This is a genomic window from Endozoicomonas sp. ALE010 (assembly GCF_049310165.1).
Lineage (GTDB): Bacteria > Pseudomonadota > Gammaproteobacteria > Pseudomonadales > Endozoicomonadaceae > Endozoicomonas.
The window spans coordinates 27,884-46,435 of sequence record NZ_JBLYNV010000014.1; the positions used below are offsets into that span (position 1 = coordinate 27,884).

The window sequence follows — 18,552 nt, forward strand, 5'->3', positions numbered from 1 at the left end:
AAACGGTTGCTGAGTATCGATATGATCCATTCAAAATTGGCCCCATTCCCTCCCCTTGTTCATTTTAAAGATGTACTGAAAGCGAACAGTGAAACAGAAAAAAAGGTTAGCGCCGCTCTGTCTGTCAACCACCCCGATATTGAGTACCAGCCTGCAAATCATCCAAAAAAAATCAGAGAATACAAGCACATTGAAAGCATTACCGCCCCCTTGCCAACCAACAATTCTGACAAGTTATTTGCTTGCATTGTGGAAAAAGTGAATGAATTGATTAACAAGGATGCTACTGAATTGATTCATTATCTGAACAATGCCGACACGGTCGAAAAAATCAAATCACTGAAGGCCGAAGAAACATCAAAGCTCACCTGGATACTGTTTAATGGCCTTAATCGCCCTGACCTCCAATCCGCTATAGCCAGTCAAACCGGCCAATATCTGGTTTCCCGCCCAACGTCAGACCAGTTTATGGTGGGCTTCACAGGCAGCCTTATTGAAGAAAGCGGGCTATTGAAGCAAGCAGAGCGTGCAGGCGAAAACGTCTGGCTGGATGTCTTTCGCGCTCAGAATGCATCACATCTGCCAGAAAGCTCTACCAGACAATTATCGTTTCCTGTGGCCAGTGAAAATGAGGAGTACTTTGGGCTTGTTGATGGCAAAGCAACAAAAAATATTGCCGAATCCTGTCCAATCTGCCGGATTCCACAGACAGATCCCGGTGAGCACAATAAAATTTTCCACCCGAATAATCTGATGGCATTTGGGCCCGATCACCAACTCACCACACTGATTTATACACAAGATTTTTTAGCGTTCATGGCTGGCGACCAGTTAACTGCCGGGGAAAAAGAACGCCTGTTTCCACCGGCCCTGTGTCGCCTGTTTAATGAAAATGGCATCAATTACTCTGCCTTCAGTGAGAGCGCCCTGATTTTACCGGAAGCATTTCTCAGTCCTGCGCTATGCCAGGATATCGATAATTTACGAAACTTTGTCGTCCTATATATTGCTGAACACATATTCAATGGTGTTGACACTCCTGAGAAACTTACAGCGCTTACCAGGTGTTGCCGTTCGATGATAGAGTTCAGTACGCAAATACCGGTACTTGCCAGGGTCGGTGCTGAGATAGAAGCATTGCTTCAAGCGCAAAATATCCCAAAACCCAATGGTACCGTTGCGGATCGTTACTATGTCCAGAAATTTCCTGCTGCTATTCGATGGGAATCTATCCGGAGCAATGAACTCGACACTCCCAAACGTCTGCTCGCCCTGAATATGTTGCAACATCTCAATACCTACTCTTTCCTTGCTGGCAATAATGGCACGAACCATGAACAGCGCTTTTTCCAACGGGAACAAATGCAGGGCATCGTTCGCAAAGCCATGAACAAAGTCTGTGCAGACAGCGGCAGTGATTTACGCCCGGGCTCAGCGCCCATTTTTATTGGGTTTATTCCGCCGGTCATTGCCAACGCTATTGCCAGACAGCACGGTTTTCTTGACAGCAACTGGGCCGGTAATTTTTTACACGGCAAATATTCTCACCCATTGGCCCTCACCTGCCTGGCCAATCTCGCTAACCTGGATCAGACCCTGTTGAAAACCATCGTAGATAAGCATTTCTGGTCCATCATTCTCGATCAAAACCCATACAATCTCATTGATATAGAACTTGCATTCGCGGACTTACCATTTTTACGCGTTAACCACAGGGCAGCAGTCGCTAACTTTGCGACTTCACCTTTTAAGCATCAACAATTACTCACCACCGGACAGCTCTCGGTCAACCTGAAAGACATAGCCAAAGTGATTTCAATTCACCCTGTCGAAGCACAGGGTGATTTACTGCAAACACTTACCCGACGTATGGGGATGGAGGACACGTTAACATTGGATAAGCTGCAACAGATAACCGAAAATATCCGGGTTCTTGAACTGGTGTTGTCAACCAAACACCTGAATTCAATGGAGGCGATGTACAAGGTAGATACAGATTCCAAAGATTTACCAGGGCACTGGAGGATTGAAAGTCCTGAAGGATTCCAAATTGGCAATACAACGTCCTCTGGTACTCAATTTGCAAGAATAAAAGCAAAAAAATATTTCCATAAAGATGGCTATCAGATTAAAGGAATCATCATAACTGATAAGAACAACATGTGTGATGAGAACCTGACATTGTTGGATATAACGAATGAGGAGAAGATTGAAAAATGTCACGCCTTTATCGTCTTTCCACCGGACTGCAAATACCAACAAAGTGAATTGGATAAAATGTAACTACATTTGCGGTGGTTTAACCCGGATATTTCATAAACTGCCCCGTTCTCGCTTGTCCTTTGCCACTCTAAGGGAGTTGAAATATCCGGGTTAAAGGGCCAACACACCAACGCCAATAAATATCACCACCAGCCAGAAAACAGAAATCTTCAATGCACGCAGCAGGAAACAGCCAATCAGAACCAGAGCCATCGCCATCGCCGAATGCACCGCAGAGGTAAATACCGGCGAGTAAAGTGCAGACAGCAGCAGCCCGACAACAGCAGCGTTAATACCGGCAATCGCCCCGGCAATCCGGGCCCGTGCAGCCAGAGCCTGCCAGGCAGGAAGGACACCAATCACCAGCAGAAAACCGGGCAGGAAAATAGCCAGCGTCGCGGCAATGGCTCCCAGAACCGGAGTCGACCCTGAAGCAAAATATCCGAGATACGTAGCCAGGGTAAACATCGGGCCAGGTACCGCCTGGGCTGCGGCATAGCCAGTCAGGAAGGTATCGGTGCTGATCATGCCTTCCGTTGTGCTCTGCAGCAATGGCAGAACCACATGGCCACCGCCAAACACCATACTGCCCGCCTGATAGAAGTCACTGATCACGGCTGCCAGGGGGGAATAATCAGCCAGCAAAGGCAGGCCTAACAGTAAAATGGCAAACAGAATAAGTGGCCAGAAAACAAAGCGGCACCTGATCTGGTTGTCGTCCTTGCCCGGCAACCAGCGATAACCAATCAGGGCAGCTGCAACCAGAATAGCCATCTGAACCAGAATACCAGGAAACACCAGCAACAGGGCGGCACTGAAAATACACAGACTAATAGTCAACTGACTTTTACAGAAAGACCGGAACATCTGCACCGTGGCATCCGCCACCACAACAACGGCCAGCAGTTTCAAACCGGCAATCATCCCCTGGTACCAGTCAGCAGACAGAAACAGCTGACTGCTCATGGCTACCGCCAGCAGAATCGCAAAAGACGGTAAGGTAAAACCGGCAAACGCTGCAATGCCGCCGGGCAATCCTGCCTTCCGGTAGCCCAAGGCAAAGCCGATCTGGCTGGAACCGGGGCCCGGCAGGAACTGACTGAGAGCAATCAGTTGAGCATATTCAACATCGGTTAACCACTGGCGTTTTTCAACGAAGGTATTACGAAAATATCCGATATGGGCAGCCGGGCCGCCAAAGCTGGTCCAGCCCAGCAGGAAAAACCGCCAGAAAATAGTGAATAACTTAGCCACAGGCAACTTACCAAAATATTAATAATGTTATTAGCCAATGATAAACAGCTGTTGTTTATTATGTATATTGATTCTTTTTTCTGATCAAAAGCAATACCACCAATATTCAGGTCAGACTGGTCGGGCATTTCTTTTTTGAGCACAACAAACCCGCCACCTTTAAATACCCTGTTTACAGTTTTCTGGTCATGCTTAAAGACTTTCTGCCCGGGCGCTTTCGCAAAGGTTAACCAGGATATTGAATTTTCGGGCAAATAATGTGTCTGATCCAACACTCTTGTCAGCTTAAAGTGACCAATTATGCAGCCCAATACCTTATCATCTCAAGGGATGGCCAGTTTTGTGGAAGGACAGTCATCCAACACCGCTAAACCAGAGGATAGCCAGCCCCGGGGTGTGGCCTACGCCCGTAACGTCGTTGCTGCTCACAGTCGTTTACCCGGACTCGCCCCGGGGCATGGCAGCGAACATAGCGTTCCCGGGGAGCGACCCGCAGATGATGCAGATACACCGCCAGACACCGACTTAATCGCCCGGGTAATAACAGAAACAAAAGTTTTGTCAGCCCGGAATGAGCCGTTACCCCATAGCGGTATTAAGGTTATCACCGCTGGCAGTTATCGACCCGACGCGCTCAGTAAACCAATTGGCAAGACTGTGGCCTGTGACGATTCTAACCTCCCTTGCGGGCACACCTACCAGCCATATGTCTGGCTATCCCCTTTTGCCCATCGTCTGCTGACTCCCACTATTGGGCAGTATGCATTTATTCAGCGTTGGGTCATTGATCAGCTGCGGATGTCAGAGGCTGAGGCCCGGCAAGACTTTCTGGCGCGGTTTGAACACCGTCTGGTTGATTATGGTTTTACCGGCCCTGACGGGGCAGAAAAAAATTACGGCGTATTTGCCAGAGCGAAAGTACCAGAAGGGGAGTTGCTCGGGATCTATTCGGGTATCGGGTATGTACTCAACAAACCATCGTGGACTAAAAAAAATCACAATTGGAAACTTGAATATTTGCATCAGAAGTTTACTGACGATATGCCAGATTTCATGAGTTACTACCGAACCATGATGGCCGGTCTCAGGGGTAAAGAGCAAACGCAGCGCACGCTTTCAAAATACACTCAGGAAGGGGCGGTTAACGACCCCTTTAGTCTGGTCGCCATTTTGCCGGACAACGAGCGTTATACGCCTTTTCACTTTGTGAATTCCGCCAACAGGACCGAAGATGTCAATACGTCTGTGGAGTTTATCGCTATCACAACCGATTTTGGCAATTTTACGATCCCCGTCTCTATTGCCGTCAAGGGCATTGCTGCCGGACAGGAGTTATTGATGGATTACTACGTCGATCCTGATGCCCACAAACAATCGTGCCTGGCGGGGACCGCAGCTGAGGAAAAAGCACGTTATAACAAGATTTTGCAAAGTCGTCTTGCCATAGTCAGAAAACTCAGTGATGATGTGCCCGGCAAAACGCCAATATCACCGTTTGTTGCCGCACCGGCTTATTATGTGTCGGAAGAAATCCGAAAACACAATCAACGGTCAAGTCACAAAAGAACATTACTCCCGCGACATTGACGTATTTCGCGGTTGAGGTCGTGTGGGTGTGCTGACCTTGTTTTTTCGATACTCCCTGGACGAGACTTTTCCGGCAGGTGCAGCACCCGCAACCACCTGTCGCTCACTTACGTCAGGCGTTGTATTTCAAGCGGTAACTATCAGCAACCATTCCCCTATCCGCCCCCCCTGGCCACATCACTGCCTCGTACTCCGAACACCGAATTCGGTAATCACCTCGTTGACGATAAGAATCATTTTCAGTTCAATGGTCGGTTATAAATTAGCACAATAGAACCATTTTAAATTCATCGCGCTTTCTTCCTCGGCATGCCAATATCTTCCTGAACAAGCAGTCGCAGCAGGCAACACAGAAAGCGATATGAAAAGTGTTAAACGCCCAGCACCCAAAAGGCCGTTCATTGAAACTACTCTGGAAACTCCGGTTTATTCTGAAGGACTACTGGCAGCAATACCTGCTGGCCTTTATCTGTCTGCAGATTGTCTCTGTCCTGAACCTGTTGCCACCCTGGCTGATTGGCCATGTGATTGACAGTATCAAAGACAACAGCCTTACCAACCGGGAACTGGCCGGTTATGTTGCCGGGATACTGATTACGGGTATCGTCGTCTATGGCTTCCGATATATCTGGCGAGCCAAGCTGTACGGTGCTTCCATTGAGCTGATTCGTCAGCAGCGCAGCCGGTTGTTTGCCCATTTCACCCGGCTCTCTCCGGAGTTTTACCAGCACCATACCACCGGTGACCTGATGGCCCATGCCACCAATGACCTCAATGCGGTTGAGGAGAGCGTTGGGGTCGGGATCATGACCCTGGTGGACTCCCTGATCGCCGGCTTTACCGTTCTGTTCGCCATGATATTCCTCGTCAGTGGTCAACTGACCCTGCTGGCGATGCTGCCTTTCCCGGTACTGGTCTGGGCGACCAAGCGCTACGGTGTGGCCTTGTACTCACGCTTTGGTCGCTCTCAGGCTGCTTTTTCCAATCTGAACGAAGAGACCCGTGAATCCATCACCGGTATTCGTGCGGTCAAAGCACACCAGTTGACTGAACGACAAACCCGGCGTTTTGAACAGCTGTCCATGGAGGCGGTGGCAGCGAACAGCCGCGTTGCCAGGGTCGATGCCCTGTTTGGCCCGAGTATCAGCCTGTTTTTCGGGCTCTCTTTTGTACTGGCCCTGGTGGGTGGTGCCTGGCTGATCAGCCATGGACAGATGACGGTGGGCCTGTTAACCAGTTTCACCCTTTACCTTAGCCAGATGCTCGGCCCCATGCTGCAATTTGGCTGGCAGTTCAATGTCTTCCAGCGCGGCAGTGCCTCCTGGGGGCGTCTGGAAAAACTGCTGTCCCGCCAGCCCAAAGTGAGTAATGCACCGGATGCACGACAGGCTCCGGACGACACACGTCTTTCGATAAACATCCGGTCATTTGGTTATGACTCCGTTGCGGACCAGAAGCCGGTACTGCAGGGTATCTCTGCCGAGATACCCGCAGGCGCATTTATCGGGATTACCGGTCGTACCGGCAGCGGTAAAAGTACTCTGCTCCGGCTGATCCTGCGTGAATTTGATTTGCCTGAGGGCTCCTCCATCCAACTGGGCAATATTCCGCTGCCACAGCTGAGTGTGGCATCCCTGCGGAAAAAACTGGCCTGGGTCCCCCAGGAGCCCATGCTGTTCTCCGGCACCATCACCGACAACATTCGCTTCTCCACACCGGATGCCAGCCAGCAGGCCGTCGAACAGGCCGCCAGACTGGCAGCTATCGATGACGAAATCATGGGCTTTAAGGATGGCTACAACACCCTGCTGGGTGAGAACGGCATCAACCTGTCCGGAGGCCAGAAACAACGTCTGGCACTGGCCAGGGCCCTGCTGGCTGACAGTGAAATATTGCTGCTGGACGATGCCTTCAGTGCCCTGGATATGAAAACCGAAGCCCGTATTCTGAAAAACCTGATGGCCATGAAAGGTAAGAAAACCATCATTCTGGTCACGCAGCGGCTACCCGAGCTGATTAAGGCGGACCATATTCTGGTACTCGATCGTGGTCGTATTATCGAGCAGGGCAACCATGAACAGCTGCTCTCTAACGGTAAAGAAGCCACCGACTCGCCTGAACAGAATACGACCGAACACTGGTATGCAAAAATCTTCCGACAGCAGGCAAGAGCCCTGCTGCACCCCCTGGAAGTGAAGCCCGATGCCGTGAACAAACGGTCCGATGTTGCCTGAGGAATAATGCAGTGATCGCCAACGACGAGAAAAAAACATCAGGCTACCGGGGGCTGGCCAGGCTGGTTCGCTATGCCAAACCCTATCAATGGCCGTTTCTGGGTGCCTTTCTGATCCTGCTGCTGGCCACCAGCCTGGAAATGCTGGCACCGTGGCTGATGAAGATCATTCTGGATGAACATATCACCCCCGGAGTGAATGATGCCCTTCATGAATATATGGGCCTTGCCATCATGGGTGCAGCCCTGTTTGGTACTTATCTGGGTTCGGCCATTCTACAATACATACAAAATGTGATGTTTCAGGAAAATGCCCTGAAGGTGGTGCACGACATTCGACGGATGCTATTCGCCCATGTGCTGAAGCTGCCCATGTACTATTTTGACAGCGAACCAACCGGCCGTCTGGTGTCCCGTATTACCAATGACTCGGAAGTGCTGCGCCAGATGTTTGTGGGCGTGATTCCGGCGATTCTGCAGGCCTTTTTCCGGGTGGTGGGTATCTTTATTGCCATGGCTCTGCTGGATATCCGACTGATGTTGATGACGGCGCTGCTGATTCCGGTCATGCTGCTGGCGATTCACCTCTACCAGAAAATCAGCCACCCCGTCATTCACGGAGTTCGCAGCCAGCTGGCCAACATCAATACCCGTGTCAACGAATCCCTCAATGGCATGCGTATTATCCAGGCCATGGGACAGGAAGCGCACCTGCAACAGCAGTTTGACCGGGACAATGAACAGTGGAGCCAGCTCAAACAAAAGAACATCAATATCGACAGCCTGCTGCTGATGCCTTTCACGCACCTGCTCAATGGTATTGCCCTGGCCGTTGTGGTGGGCTGGTTTGGCTACCGGTCCGGGTTTTCTCTGGTCGAAGTGGGTACGCTCTACGCCTTTATCAATTACCTTGGGCGATTCTTTGAACCTTTCCGGCAGATCACCATGCAGATGAGCAGCCTGCAGCAATCTCTGGTGGCCTCGGAAAGACTGTTCCAGGTATTGAACGAAAAGACAGAAGACACTCACTATGGTCAGGGCAATGGTCAGAGCCCGGAGATTCATAGCGGTAAGCTGGCATTCAATAACGTAACACTGTCTTATGACTCGAAAAACCTGGCGCTGGATAATGTCAGCTTCACCGTCGAGCAGGGGCAGTTTGTTGCCATTGTGGGTCACAGTGGCAGTGGTAAAAGCTCGGTGATCAACCTGTTGATGCGCTTCTATCAACACCAGGAAGGCCAGATTCTGATCGATAACCAGCCTTTGTCCACCCTGCCGGAAGACACATTGCGCCAGGGGTTGGGTCTGGTATTCCAGGAGCCTTATATTTTCAGTGGCACGATGGCCGAAAATATCAGCCTGAACCATCGCCAGATCACCGATGAACACATTCAGGCAGCGGCCAGAAAAGTGCATGCGGACCCGTTTATCCGGGGGCTGGAAGAAGGCTATGAACATAAGCCCGGCCCCGGAGGCAAAGCACTGTCCACCGGTGAAAGGCAGCTATTGTCATTTGCCAGGACCATTGCCCAGAATCCGAAAATTCTGCTGCTGGATGAAGCCACCGCCAATATCGATGGTGAGACAGAGCACCATATTAAAGAGGCGCTGATTACTCTGCGGGAAAACCGGACCACCATTGCCGTGGCTCACCGTCTGTCAACCATTCAGGATGCCGACCAGATTCTGGTGATGGATAAAGGCAAAATTGTTCAGCGTGGCACCCATGAACAGCTGCTGCAACAGGAAGGACACTATCGCGATCTTTACCTGGCACAGCAAACTGAAGAGCAGCTGGGCAGCACTGCGCAGTCAGGCCTGATGGTGACCGCAGCCAGCGCCTGATAACCCGGCCATAAACTAATAATGAATAATTGGGCTGCGGGGCTTATCCCCCCCCCTGTTGGCAGAGGATGTCATCGGCAGTTTTTCTATTTCTGTACGAAAGTTTGAACTTTTCCGGTTTTTTGTAACCTAAGTACTAAAACACTATGAGGAATAGACTGACCTATGCATATTTCAGCAGCCCAACCCGCAATGTGCGAGTTGTTAGAAGATATGATCTCGGAGGTAAGAGAATATGAAAACGAATGCCCCATCTGCTACGAGCAACTCGATGGGCGTCAAGTATCTCCCGTCATCGTGACTGAATGTCAGCATCGCTATCATGTGAACTGTTTCGCTGAACACATGCGTGAAACACCTATAACCTCTCGCTCGGCGTGTCCGATTTGTCGGCAATTTCCGTTACCGGCGGTACGAGAATCGGGTGCCTTGCTTCATGAAGACTCCCCCTATTGCGAAGATCTGCCATTGCAAGCCTGCAGAACTGGAGACGTGGAAACGTTACAAAAATTGTTGACGCAGGATAAAACCATTGCCCGGAAGACGTTCAGATCTGCAGTTACAGGGAAAAATGTTTATTTACTGTACGTGACTGCCTTCAAGGGGCATCTCGCCTGCGTTCAAACCCTGATTGCTGCTGGGGCAGATGTCAACGCCGCCCTGGCTGATGGGTCTACCCCTATGTACATTGCTGCCCGGAAAAACTATAGCGACATCCTGCAAACCCTGCTCAATGCAGGGGCGGATCCCAACGCCGCCCCTTCTGAGGATGGTATCACCCCTTTGCACATCGCTGTCTACAAGAACAACATAGACTGCTTGCCAACCCTGCTCAATGGCGGGGCTAATATCAACGCTGTCACGGCTTCAAGATCCATGCTTCCAAGAGCCACCCCTTTGCACATCGCTGTCTGGCGAAATAGCATAGCCTGCCTGGAACCCCTGCTCAATGGCGGGGCCAGTATCAAGGCTACCACGACTTCAGGAGCCACCCCATTGAAACTCGCAGTCCTCCTGAACAATGAGACCTGCCGACAAGCCCTGATCACTGCCGAGGAGAATCTAAAAGCCCACTCAAAAAAAAGATGGAGATTATTTAGCTTTAATAAAAAACCACGATAATCAGAATTATCCGGTTTTAACTGCATCGTCAACGCCACTGCTTACCGGAGTATGTCTTACGCAACTCTTCTGTAGGGATTAACCAATTTGTCACAAACCTGTTTTTTGTCAGTGGCAGAGCCCGCCTTCTGGTAATCCCTTGCGTAACAACACGACAGAAGTTTAACAGCTACTTTTTTGCGGACAAAAAAAAGCCCATCATCAAGATGGGCTTTTCTGATATGGCGCGCTCGGGAGGATTCGAACCTCCGACCGCCTGGTTCGTAGCCAGGTACTCTATCCAGCTGAGCTACGAGCGCGCTGCGTCAACGAGGGCGAATCATACTTAAATTCCTGCCGGAGTCAACAATAATCGTTCAACTCACTGGCAGAAAGGCTGACCTCGGCAAACCAGCGTATATTCAGAGAAACACTCAACTGCCCTGGGCAGACTGTCAAGGCTGTTTGTCACCATAGATGAAATCATGCAACTCTCTAAACTGATGGCGAAGATCGCTCAACATAGTTTTGGAATGATCTTCAGCACATGAATGCCCATCTCGTTTTATTTCATCGTAGGCAAATCCAGTGGTTACCAGGCCGTAAATTCCAAAATTAATACCCTCAGCAATCAGCATGGTTGGGTTTACAAGCACCGGCAAAGAGGCCACGACCCCAGCCGCACCAACGATTTGACCAGGAAGCCAGCCAAGATTAGCACCCCGGTGGAAATCTTTGATGACGTATTCCTTCAGGGGCTTTGTTGACTTCTCGCACAGACCCAGCTTTGCTCCTGCCGCTCTGGCCAGCTTGACAGAACCACCTCTTATGGCACCGACAGCAGCACCACCGACACCACATATGACCTCAGTACTTATGCTTAAGGACTCAAATAAAACGTAGGGAACAGCTATAAACAACTTGCATACAACTCGACCAAAGCACTTTGCAGCTCTTACCGATGCCTCTCCAGTTGAAGGGATGGGTGTTGTTGTTGCATTAGGAACGACAGGAACGGTGACAGAATCCATTTTATGTTACCTCCATTAGTATTCTTATTGGTTAATCCCTGCTGCAGGAATTAGCTGCATTAACAGGGAATAAACCGGGCTCATTAAACGACTATTTTTTTAGTGAATTATATCGTTAGGGTTGAAAGTACTGCCTTCATCCAGTTCACCATAAAGGAAATCATGAAAATTTCTGACCTGTTGACGGGTACCTTTCAATAAATTTTTGGAAAATTCTTCCGTATCCGAGTGTCCAGTGGCTTTGATTTCCTTGTAGGCAATGACACCTTCTGCAATGGCGTATGTGCCAAAAACAGCGCCACAAACACCAAGTGTGATGGGGTGCGCAAGCAGCAGTAAATTGGACGCCACCACAGCTGCTCCAATGATTTGACCGGGAAGCCAGCCAATATTAGCACCCCGATGGAAGTCTTTGATGATGTATTCCTTCAGAGGCTTTGTTGACCTCTCGCACAGGCCAAGCTTTGCTCCTGCCGCTCTGGCCAGCTTGACAGTGCCACCTCTTACGGCACCGACAACAGCGCCACCGGCACCAAATATGTGTTCAGTGCCTATGCTAAAGGCGTGAAACAAAACATAAGGAACGACGATGGCCATCTTGCATACAATTCGACCAAAGCATTTTACAGCTCTGAACGTTGCCTCACGAGTGGAAGGGATAGGCTTTATTGTTTGATCAAGACTGACAGGAAAACTTGCAGCATCCATAATACGCTACCTCCATGAGCTTTATTAGGAATTGGATTACCAGTTAACAATTTGCCTTGCCATAAATCACTAACAGGCCAGTCAGATACGATAACAGACAACAATGACGGTCCAGTGAGCTAAACTGCGTCATCATCGGCAATTCTTTATCCACATCAATGTTGTTTTCCTGCTCCGAATAGCATCAATCTTCGGTTTAATTCTCCGCAGGCTCTACTATCCTGAACCTTCCTGTTATCAGGTTAGCCGGAAGGTCTGTCTATGTATTGCGTCGTCAAACACCTCAAAACCAGCGATGTCCATCAGGATGTACAAAGTCCCGTTGAATTTTCGGCCAGTGGCTTTGGCCGGTTTATTGGCACATTGTCGGGTGATTCACTGGCTAACCTGTTAAGTTATCTATCGATTCAAGATCTGGCTAACCTGGAGTTGTCGTCCCGCAGGGTACGTACCATTTTGCATGATAAATGTGGCCTGTCGGTAAGCCAGCTCCACAAGTACTACCAGTACTTTTTATCCCTGCCAAAGGCAGAGCAGCATTTTTATCAGGCGATGGCCACCGGTAATCAGCAACTGCTGCACCACCTCAGGACGGTACCCACCGTTTTCAGTCCCTGTCACCCTGTCCAGTGCAGACCAGAAGCGCTTTGTGCCTATTACACCAACCATTTCTGTCAACAGGTGATTCATGCACCATCAGTCACTCTGAAAGCTTCCGGGCGTATGGAGTTCCTGCCGATTGTGTCGGCTTTTTTCCTGAACACCAACCACAACTGCCTGATCAATGAAGACAGCCGGGCCAGAGCCATGCATATCTGGGCTCCGGACAACAGTGGTAGCTGGCATCGGGAGTGTTCGATGGATTACACGACGGGAATAAACATGCACAACCAGCCCGGGGGCAATATTCTGTTTCTCCCCTCTCGCCGGTCGTCCGGTGAGCCATCCGTGCCTGACCGCGGTGGTAGTGCTCACGAATTCTTGTTGTCAGTTGTCAGGCGCAGTGATTCCGGTAACTGGTCCGAGGTTCAGCAAATGACAGGAGCCGATATTTATCACAGCCTGGGTCACCGTCGTATAAATGAAATGATCGTATCCGACGATGGCAAGTCGCTGGTGTGCATTGACCGTAAATCGGGAGGGGCCATCCTGTGTTGCGGGACCGATGGCAACTGGCGGCATAATAATGCTTTAAGCTGGGGTGATAATCATGAAATTCGTTTTAGTCCTGATAGCCAATATCTTGCCCTGTTCGACGGAGCTGAGGTTTCTTTCATAACCCGGGGTGACGATGGGTTATGGTCATGTAGCAGCAAAATTGACTTTGGCCTGAGCTGTGATGCTGCTGCAGCCAGTCGGGCAGCGTTGGACAATGACCGACTGTTTGACAATATGGAGTTTGATATGGCATTCAGCCCGGATAGTCGCCATTTTGCCGCATGGTCTGATGACCTCGGGATATACGATGAGGCGATTCCGGGTGAAGAAAAAGAGTTTTATGTCAAAGTTGCCGGGCTTGACCATAACCAACGCTGGTCACACAAGGTGACCATTACCAAAACACACAGTGACCCACACCACTGCTTTTTGCTCAGCGTTGATTTTAGCCCTGATGGCAGACTGCTGGTTGTTGCCACTATCAATGGGTTCGACATCTGGAGCCTGGACGACGACAGCTGTGCGCCGGTTATGGAGGATCAGGCTTATATTGACGGAGCCGGGCAAGTGCTGCGGGACCTGCCAGACATTAAGTTTTCCATGAACTCACGGCTGCTGTGTTTTATGATGGCAGCGTCGTCGCTTAGTGTAGACGACAATGAACTGAGAGCCAGTATCTGGTACCGTGGTGAGTCAGGACAGTGGGAGTGGGAACACGCACTGAATTCCAGCACCCTCCTGAAGGCCAGCCCCCGGGGCAATGCGCTGGTATGCGGAGGTAAGTCAGAGAGCACGGAAATATATCGGTACACTGGTAGCGGTCAATGGTCGATGCAACGTGTTAACCTGTCTATTCTGGAGGCACACTTTAACCGGCAAGGCTGCCTGCTTGCCGCACGAACCGACGACGGCAGCCTGTTGCTCCTTGGGTTGAGCAGCGACGGAACCTGGCAGGAAAAAAACCGATGGCGGCCAGAAGGACAGATCAGAGATTTTGAGTTCAGCTCCTGCAGCCGTTCTTTACAAACCAGGGTATATCACAACGGGAAAGAGGTCCTCACTTTCTGGCAGATCACGCCTGATTTGGGGGCGAACTGCTGAATGCCCAGCGCTATGGTTTTTACTCTTGACTCCGGAGATGCTCGTTTGTGTTATCTTTTTGTTTGCAGAGGTTTCCCAACGTACTGTTTACCGGATATCACTATAAATATCCCACCAAGTATAATAATTGAGGATAGAACCAATCGCATGGATACAGCCTCATCAATGAGTAATGTGCCGCCTGCTGCAGCCATTACAGGCACCAGAAGTTGCACAACAGCAGCTTGTACTGCAGAAAGTCTGCCTAATGCTATGTACCACAGAGTATAACCAATGCCTGAGGTCAGAGCGCCTGCCAAAACGGCAAGAATAATTCCTTTCAGGGAAAGGTGTGAGGATTCAATAGTAAGAACTGTCAGTGCGATAAGGAAAGGCAACGTTCTAATAAAGTTACACATTGTATCACTCAACGGATTGGTGGATTCTTTACCCGCTAACGTATACATCCCCCATGCAATGCCAGAGACTGCCATCAGAATAAAACCATTCAGGGAAGGTGTGGATAAGGTTGGTGCCACCAAATACATGAAGCCGGAAAAAGCGGTAGTAATACCAATCCATTCAATGAAGCGAACTTTTACGCCTGAAATAAAATTGGCCAGAATCATGGTGATTTGCACCGAGGTAAACAGGATTAGTGCTCCAACTCCAGTATCTAAAATAATGTATGCATAGGAGAAGGTAACGGCATAAATAAACAACATAACGGAAGCATACCAGCTGCCTTTTGCAATTTTTTTGTCACCAGGGTTTAGTAATTTATAGAGTACAACCAGAGAAATGATACCAGACAAGAGACGAATAGAAGTAAAGCTTGCAGCATCTATTTCTTGTTCACCCAAAGCCATTCTGCAAAGAATGGAATTTCCGGCAAAAGCCAGGAGAGATATTGTAGTGAGTATGACTGCTTTCATTATTGAATTAAATATTTAATGAGTTGGGTAAAAACATAACACCTGGGTTACGGGACACCGAAGGCATCCCGGACACAACGTCAAATACCCAACAGGTGTTATGCAATTCCTCATGGCTTGCAGACCAGGAGACTGTCGGACTTAAGGCTATTGAAACAGTTTTTCGGATTTTTACTGCCCGACTGTACCAGACGTTGGCATGGTTGAATAGACTCTGTTGGTACAACTATACGCGGTGAACAAGGTGAGAAATGACTGAGATAATCCGATAAAAAATGCAATAGAAAAATAAACTTTTCACGACTACCTCACCAATCAAGTTAAACAGGCTTATGAATATATTGTGAAGTATGGTAGAGGACAGGATTTAAAACTCTCTCTCTATCCTCAATAAAATCTCCTTCGTCATTAAGGAACATATCTGATTCATATAAATCATGCCATATATTATTCCCACGCGGACATCCATCATACAATGATTGAAAATGAGTAGCTTCATCCATTGTAAGACCCTGAGCTGTTGCCACCATGACGGGAAGCAGACGATTGAATCTTGCTAAATGAGCCAGTTCAAGAGCATTACTGTTTGCCCATGTTATACGCTGACGCAGTAACTCATTGGTATAAAAAGGTAATAGATCCAAAGCCAGCTCTTCATTGTTTGTTTTAATTGCTAATACCAGGGGGGTATTTTTTCCAAACTGTCCTGACATTATTTTTTGATTTGGCGTAATCAATAATTCATGGTTTGTTTCTTTGAGATAATTTAATAAAGCTCTTGATAAAGTTTTATCTCTGGCTGCAATTGCTGCAGTAAATGGCGTATTTACAAAAGGTGTCGCATCAAATTCCAGCAATGTAGATTCAACTCCTTCTCTTTTCAGAAGCACTGCAATAAACTCTTCCCGCTCTTTTGAATTTAAATTTCTTTTTGCTTCAATTTTTGGCGTATTGGTAATATCAACAATAACATTAAATAACACATTGGGCCTGAAAGCACTTCCTCTATAGGCAAAAGGATCACCTCCTCTTTGCAATAGTTTTAATGCTCTACCCCAGTCAACCTGACCGGCCGAAAGTACTTTAATCAGTGCCTGCGTTGCTGAACTTTTGCCACTTTCCAGACTTAAGGAGAGAGGTCTTCGCACTTTATCAGAAACAGGTATGTAGGTAAGTTTCAGTGGATAAGGAGATACTCTTTTCATCACTCGAAAAGAGCGTTTACTTAATTTTCCAGTATCTCCCTTGTGTATAGGGTTACTTTTATCAAAATACCAACTCCTATATGATAGATCGTTCACAGAAGATGGAATCATACCATTACCTCGTAGAGAACAAGATCTCTTAACATGAGTTTGCTAACATCCCGTTTTACTATTTTCTTAATGATGATATCTGTGCAGAACCTCTAGGAGGCTGAATTAATATTCTCATTATACGTCGGCTGCATAGTACCAATCTCACACTCTATGGGATTTTATCGGCAGTACGGTTAGACCACTCCAATTCGAAAAGATTCAAAATTTCTTATTTGACCATAATCTTTCCGGTTTTACTTCATCATCATTTTTGAAGACAGTTTTTTCCTGTTTTGGATGGTTAATTGCAGATATACACAACCATCTGGAACTAATTTCATCATGACTTGTCTTCTCTCAACGAAGTAAAACTTTACCAACTCCTGGAACTTCTCATATGCAGCCACTACAGACTATCTCCTCCAGCGCCATGCAGTGTAAAAAATGTGAATCACCGGAAACTACAGCTAAACATTCACTGGATTTTTTAACAAATCAAGAAACATCAAGAATTGATCATGCTATTGTAGAGTTCAAGAAACCAAAATACCTCCATTCATGTAACAATAATATTCTTGAGACCCTACAGAAACTACCGGATGAATTAACCAAAAAGGTAGTGGTAGTTATTGCAACTCACGCAGGCAATGGAATAATCACTTACTTTAAAAAAAGTTATAATCATCATGTTTTTATTATGGGTAAAACAGAAGATGGCTTAAGAATATTTGATCCACAGATTCCTCGCTCTACATCTATAAAATCCAGTCAGTGGGTTAATGAAGTTTACGAAGAAGTACCCATTAAACACACTCTAACTAACAGCAGTACATTAAGATCATTACCTCAATTCAGGTTTGTTGATGGATTAACATACCTTGAGAATTATGAAGAGTCATCTGAATTTGACACTTTAAATCCTGATTATGCAATATCGGAAAATAGCAGCATTCTAAAATCTCAATTATGGAAAAAATCATTTTCGCTCAATTTGTATGAAGTAACCAAACTGTTTACAGGTATTGATTCATACGAAGATGCAGTTTTAAATCATAGAGATAATGAAAGCCCTTTGAAACGTATAGAAGATCAGCATATTGCATATTTGCGAGAGTTTTTTGTAACCAATTAATGTAACTTCAGTGGCACCACGGGTGTCTGCTGGAGTTTATTGCTAGCCAATGACAAGATAGTCTTTGAAAAAGCCGTCAGTCCCTACCAGTACTATGTTTTCTTTAAACGGCTTTGTAGGTCTAAGCTTCGCTAGCACTACAATGCGTCTGGCTAACGAAGTTTAGTAATTTATTTTCAACCTTTAAGGGCAATATAGCTACTGTCAAAAACTCTGTAATTTAGACATTACGTCAAATGGCTTACAATTTCTAAAACACCCGCTATCAACATTTGAACACCAATGACTGTCAAAATCAATCCCATTAATCGCGTAACAATATCAAGCCCACCTTTTCCAATCAGTGCCATTATCCTGGAGCTGAATATAAAGCAAAAGAAAGTGATCAGGCACAAAAGAGCAAAAATGGAAATGGTCATCAAAACTCTGGTTAACTCACCAGATGCAGAATAATTCATAGCTGTTGCAATGGTTCCCGGCCCTGCAAGCAAAGGTACTGCTAAAGGTGAAACTGCAATATTTTCGAGATTACTTTTATGACTGGACTGTAAACTTGAAGCGTTACCATTCAGCATGTGGTAACCAACAAGAAAAACAAGAATACCTCCCGAAATTCTTAACGCTGGAAGTGTAATTCCGAAAACATGAAAAATACCTTTACCTAAAACGGAAAAAAGTAACACTATACCGAAAGTTATTGTGAGAGATTTTGCTGCAATTCTTAATCTCTCACTACTGTCACTGCTTCCTACCAAACCATTAAAGGCTGCTGTGTTTGCTATCGGATTCATAATTGCAAAAAATCCCAAGAAAACAGACACTGCATGTGTATAAAAATCTTTGCCCATCATTTACTCCAGCAATATTTCGGAGAAAAAGAATTGTGCTATTCAATCAGAAACACCATCAGGAATAATATAGACAA

14 protein-coding genes and 1 tRNA gene are annotated in these 18,552 nt (G+C 47.4%); 8 read left to right on the forward strand and 7 right to left on the reverse strand.

Annotation, left to right across the window (positions count from 1 at the left end; all coding sequences use genetic code 11):
- Positions 1 to 258 precede the first annotated feature (258 nt).
- On the forward strand, positions 259 to 2,283 hold the full coding sequence (locus tag ACO6UY_RS08265; protein WP_422489597.1) for a hypothetical protein: 2,025 nt from the start codon (positions 259 to 261) through the stop codon (positions 2,281 to 2,283).
- 90 nt (positions 2,284 to 2,373) lie between these two features.
- On the opposite strand, the gene chrA is transcribed toward ACO6UY_RS08265, so the two are convergent.
- Complete coding sequence (gene chrA, locus ACO6UY_RS08270) at positions 2,374 to 3,516, reverse strand: chromate efflux transporter (protein WP_422489598.1); 1,143 nt, start codon at positions 3,514 to 3,516, stop codon at positions 2,374 to 2,376.
- Positions 3,517 to 3,632: 116 nt separating this feature from the next.
- Here chrA and ACO6UY_RS08275 point away from each other — a divergent pair, with 116 nt between their 5' ends.
- The 5 genes from ACO6UY_RS08275 to ACO6UY_RS08295 all read left to right on the forward strand — a co-directional run bounded on the left by ACO6UY_RS08275 (position 3,633) and on the right by ACO6UY_RS08295 (position 10,306).
- On the forward strand, positions 3,633 to 3,746 hold the full coding sequence (locus ACO6UY_RS08275; protein WP_422447931.1) for an Mpo1-like protein: 114 nt from the start codon (positions 3,633 to 3,635) through the stop codon (positions 3,744 to 3,746).
- A 70-nt stretch (positions 3,747 to 3,816) separates the two neighbouring features.
- Entirely contained in the window at positions 3,817 to 5,103 is a 1,287-nt protein-coding gene (locus ACO6UY_RS08280; RefSeq protein ID WP_422447227.1) for a hypothetical protein, read from the forward strand.
- A gap of 401 nt (positions 5,104 to 5,504) precedes the next feature.
- Entirely contained in the window at positions 5,505 to 7,337 is a 1,833-nt protein-coding gene (locus ACO6UY_RS08285) for an ABC transporter ATP-binding protein (protein ID WP_422489600.1), read from the forward strand.
- A gap of 11 nt (positions 7,338 to 7,348) precedes the next feature.
- Positions 7,349 to 9,184 carry an ABC transporter ATP-binding protein gene (locus ACO6UY_RS08290; RefSeq protein ID WP_422447231.1) on the forward strand — a complete coding sequence of 612 codons (1,836 nt, stop codon included), beginning with the start codon at positions 7,349 to 7,351 and terminating at the stop codon, positions 9,182 to 9,184.
- A gap of 165 nt (positions 9,185 to 9,349) precedes the next feature.
- On the forward strand, positions 9,350 to 10,306 hold the full coding sequence (locus tag ACO6UY_RS08295) for an ankyrin repeat domain-containing protein (RefSeq protein ID WP_422447233.1): 957 nt from the start codon (positions 9,350 to 9,352) through the stop codon (positions 10,304 to 10,306).
- A gap of 222 nt (positions 10,307 to 10,528) precedes the next feature.
- Here ACO6UY_RS08295 and ACO6UY_RS08300 read toward each other — a convergent pair.
- The 3 genes from ACO6UY_RS08300 to ACO6UY_RS08310 form a co-directional block, all read right to left on the reverse strand.
- A tRNA-Arg gene (locus ACO6UY_RS08300) sits at positions 10,529 to 10,605 on the reverse strand.
- Between the two features lie 135 nt (positions 10,606 to 10,740).
- Positions 10,741 to 11,316 (reverse strand): hypothetical protein, encoded by a 576-nt coding sequence (locus ACO6UY_RS08305; RefSeq protein WP_422447235.1) that lies wholly within the window; start codon positions 11,314 to 11,316, stop codon positions 10,741 to 10,743.
- 99 nt (positions 11,317 to 11,415) lie between these two features.
- On the reverse strand, positions 11,416 to 12,024 hold the full coding sequence (locus ACO6UY_RS08310; RefSeq protein WP_422447237.1) for a hypothetical protein: 609 nt from the start codon (positions 12,022 to 12,024) through the stop codon (positions 11,416 to 11,418).
- A gap of 261 nt (positions 12,025 to 12,285) precedes the next feature.
- Here ACO6UY_RS08310 and ACO6UY_RS08315 point away from each other — a divergent pair, with 261 nt between their 5' ends.
- Positions 12,286 to 14,283, forward strand: coding sequence for a hypothetical protein (locus ACO6UY_RS08315; RefSeq protein WP_422489602.1), 1,998 nt, complete (start codon positions 12,286 to 12,288; stop codon positions 14,281 to 14,283).
- Positions 14,284 to 14,333: 50 nt separating this feature from the next.
- Here the strand turns inward: ACO6UY_RS08315 and ACO6UY_RS08320 are convergent, their stop codons facing one another.
- Both ACO6UY_RS08320 and ACO6UY_RS08325 read right to left on the reverse strand, forming a co-directional pair.
- Positions 14,334 to 15,197: a DMT family transporter gene (locus tag ACO6UY_RS08320; RefSeq protein WP_422489604.1), complete on the reverse strand. Its 864-nt coding sequence runs from the start codon at positions 15,195 to 15,197 to the stop codon at positions 14,334 to 14,336.
- Positions 15,198 to 15,517: 320 nt separating this feature from the next.
- The gene (locus ACO6UY_RS08325) at positions 15,518 to 16,513 is read right to left on the reverse strand and encodes a hypothetical protein (RefSeq protein ID WP_422460510.1); all 996 of its coding nucleotides are present in this window, start codon (positions 16,511 to 16,513) and stop codon (positions 15,518 to 15,520) included.
- A 379-nt stretch (positions 16,514 to 16,892) separates the two neighbouring features.
- On the opposite strand from ACO6UY_RS08325, the gene ACO6UY_RS08330 reads away from it, so the two are divergent.
- Complete coding sequence (locus ACO6UY_RS08330; protein WP_422447247.1) at positions 16,893 to 17,627, forward strand: hypothetical protein; 735 nt, start codon at positions 16,893 to 16,895, stop codon at positions 17,625 to 17,627.
- Positions 17,628 to 17,854: 227 nt separating this feature from the next.
- On the opposite strand, the gene ACO6UY_RS08335 is transcribed toward ACO6UY_RS08330, so the two are convergent.
- Complete coding sequence (locus ACO6UY_RS08335; RefSeq protein WP_422460508.1) at positions 17,855 to 18,478, reverse strand: MarC family protein; 624 nt, start codon at positions 18,476 to 18,478, stop codon at positions 17,855 to 17,857.
- Positions 18,479 to 18,552: the final 74 nt, after the last annotated feature.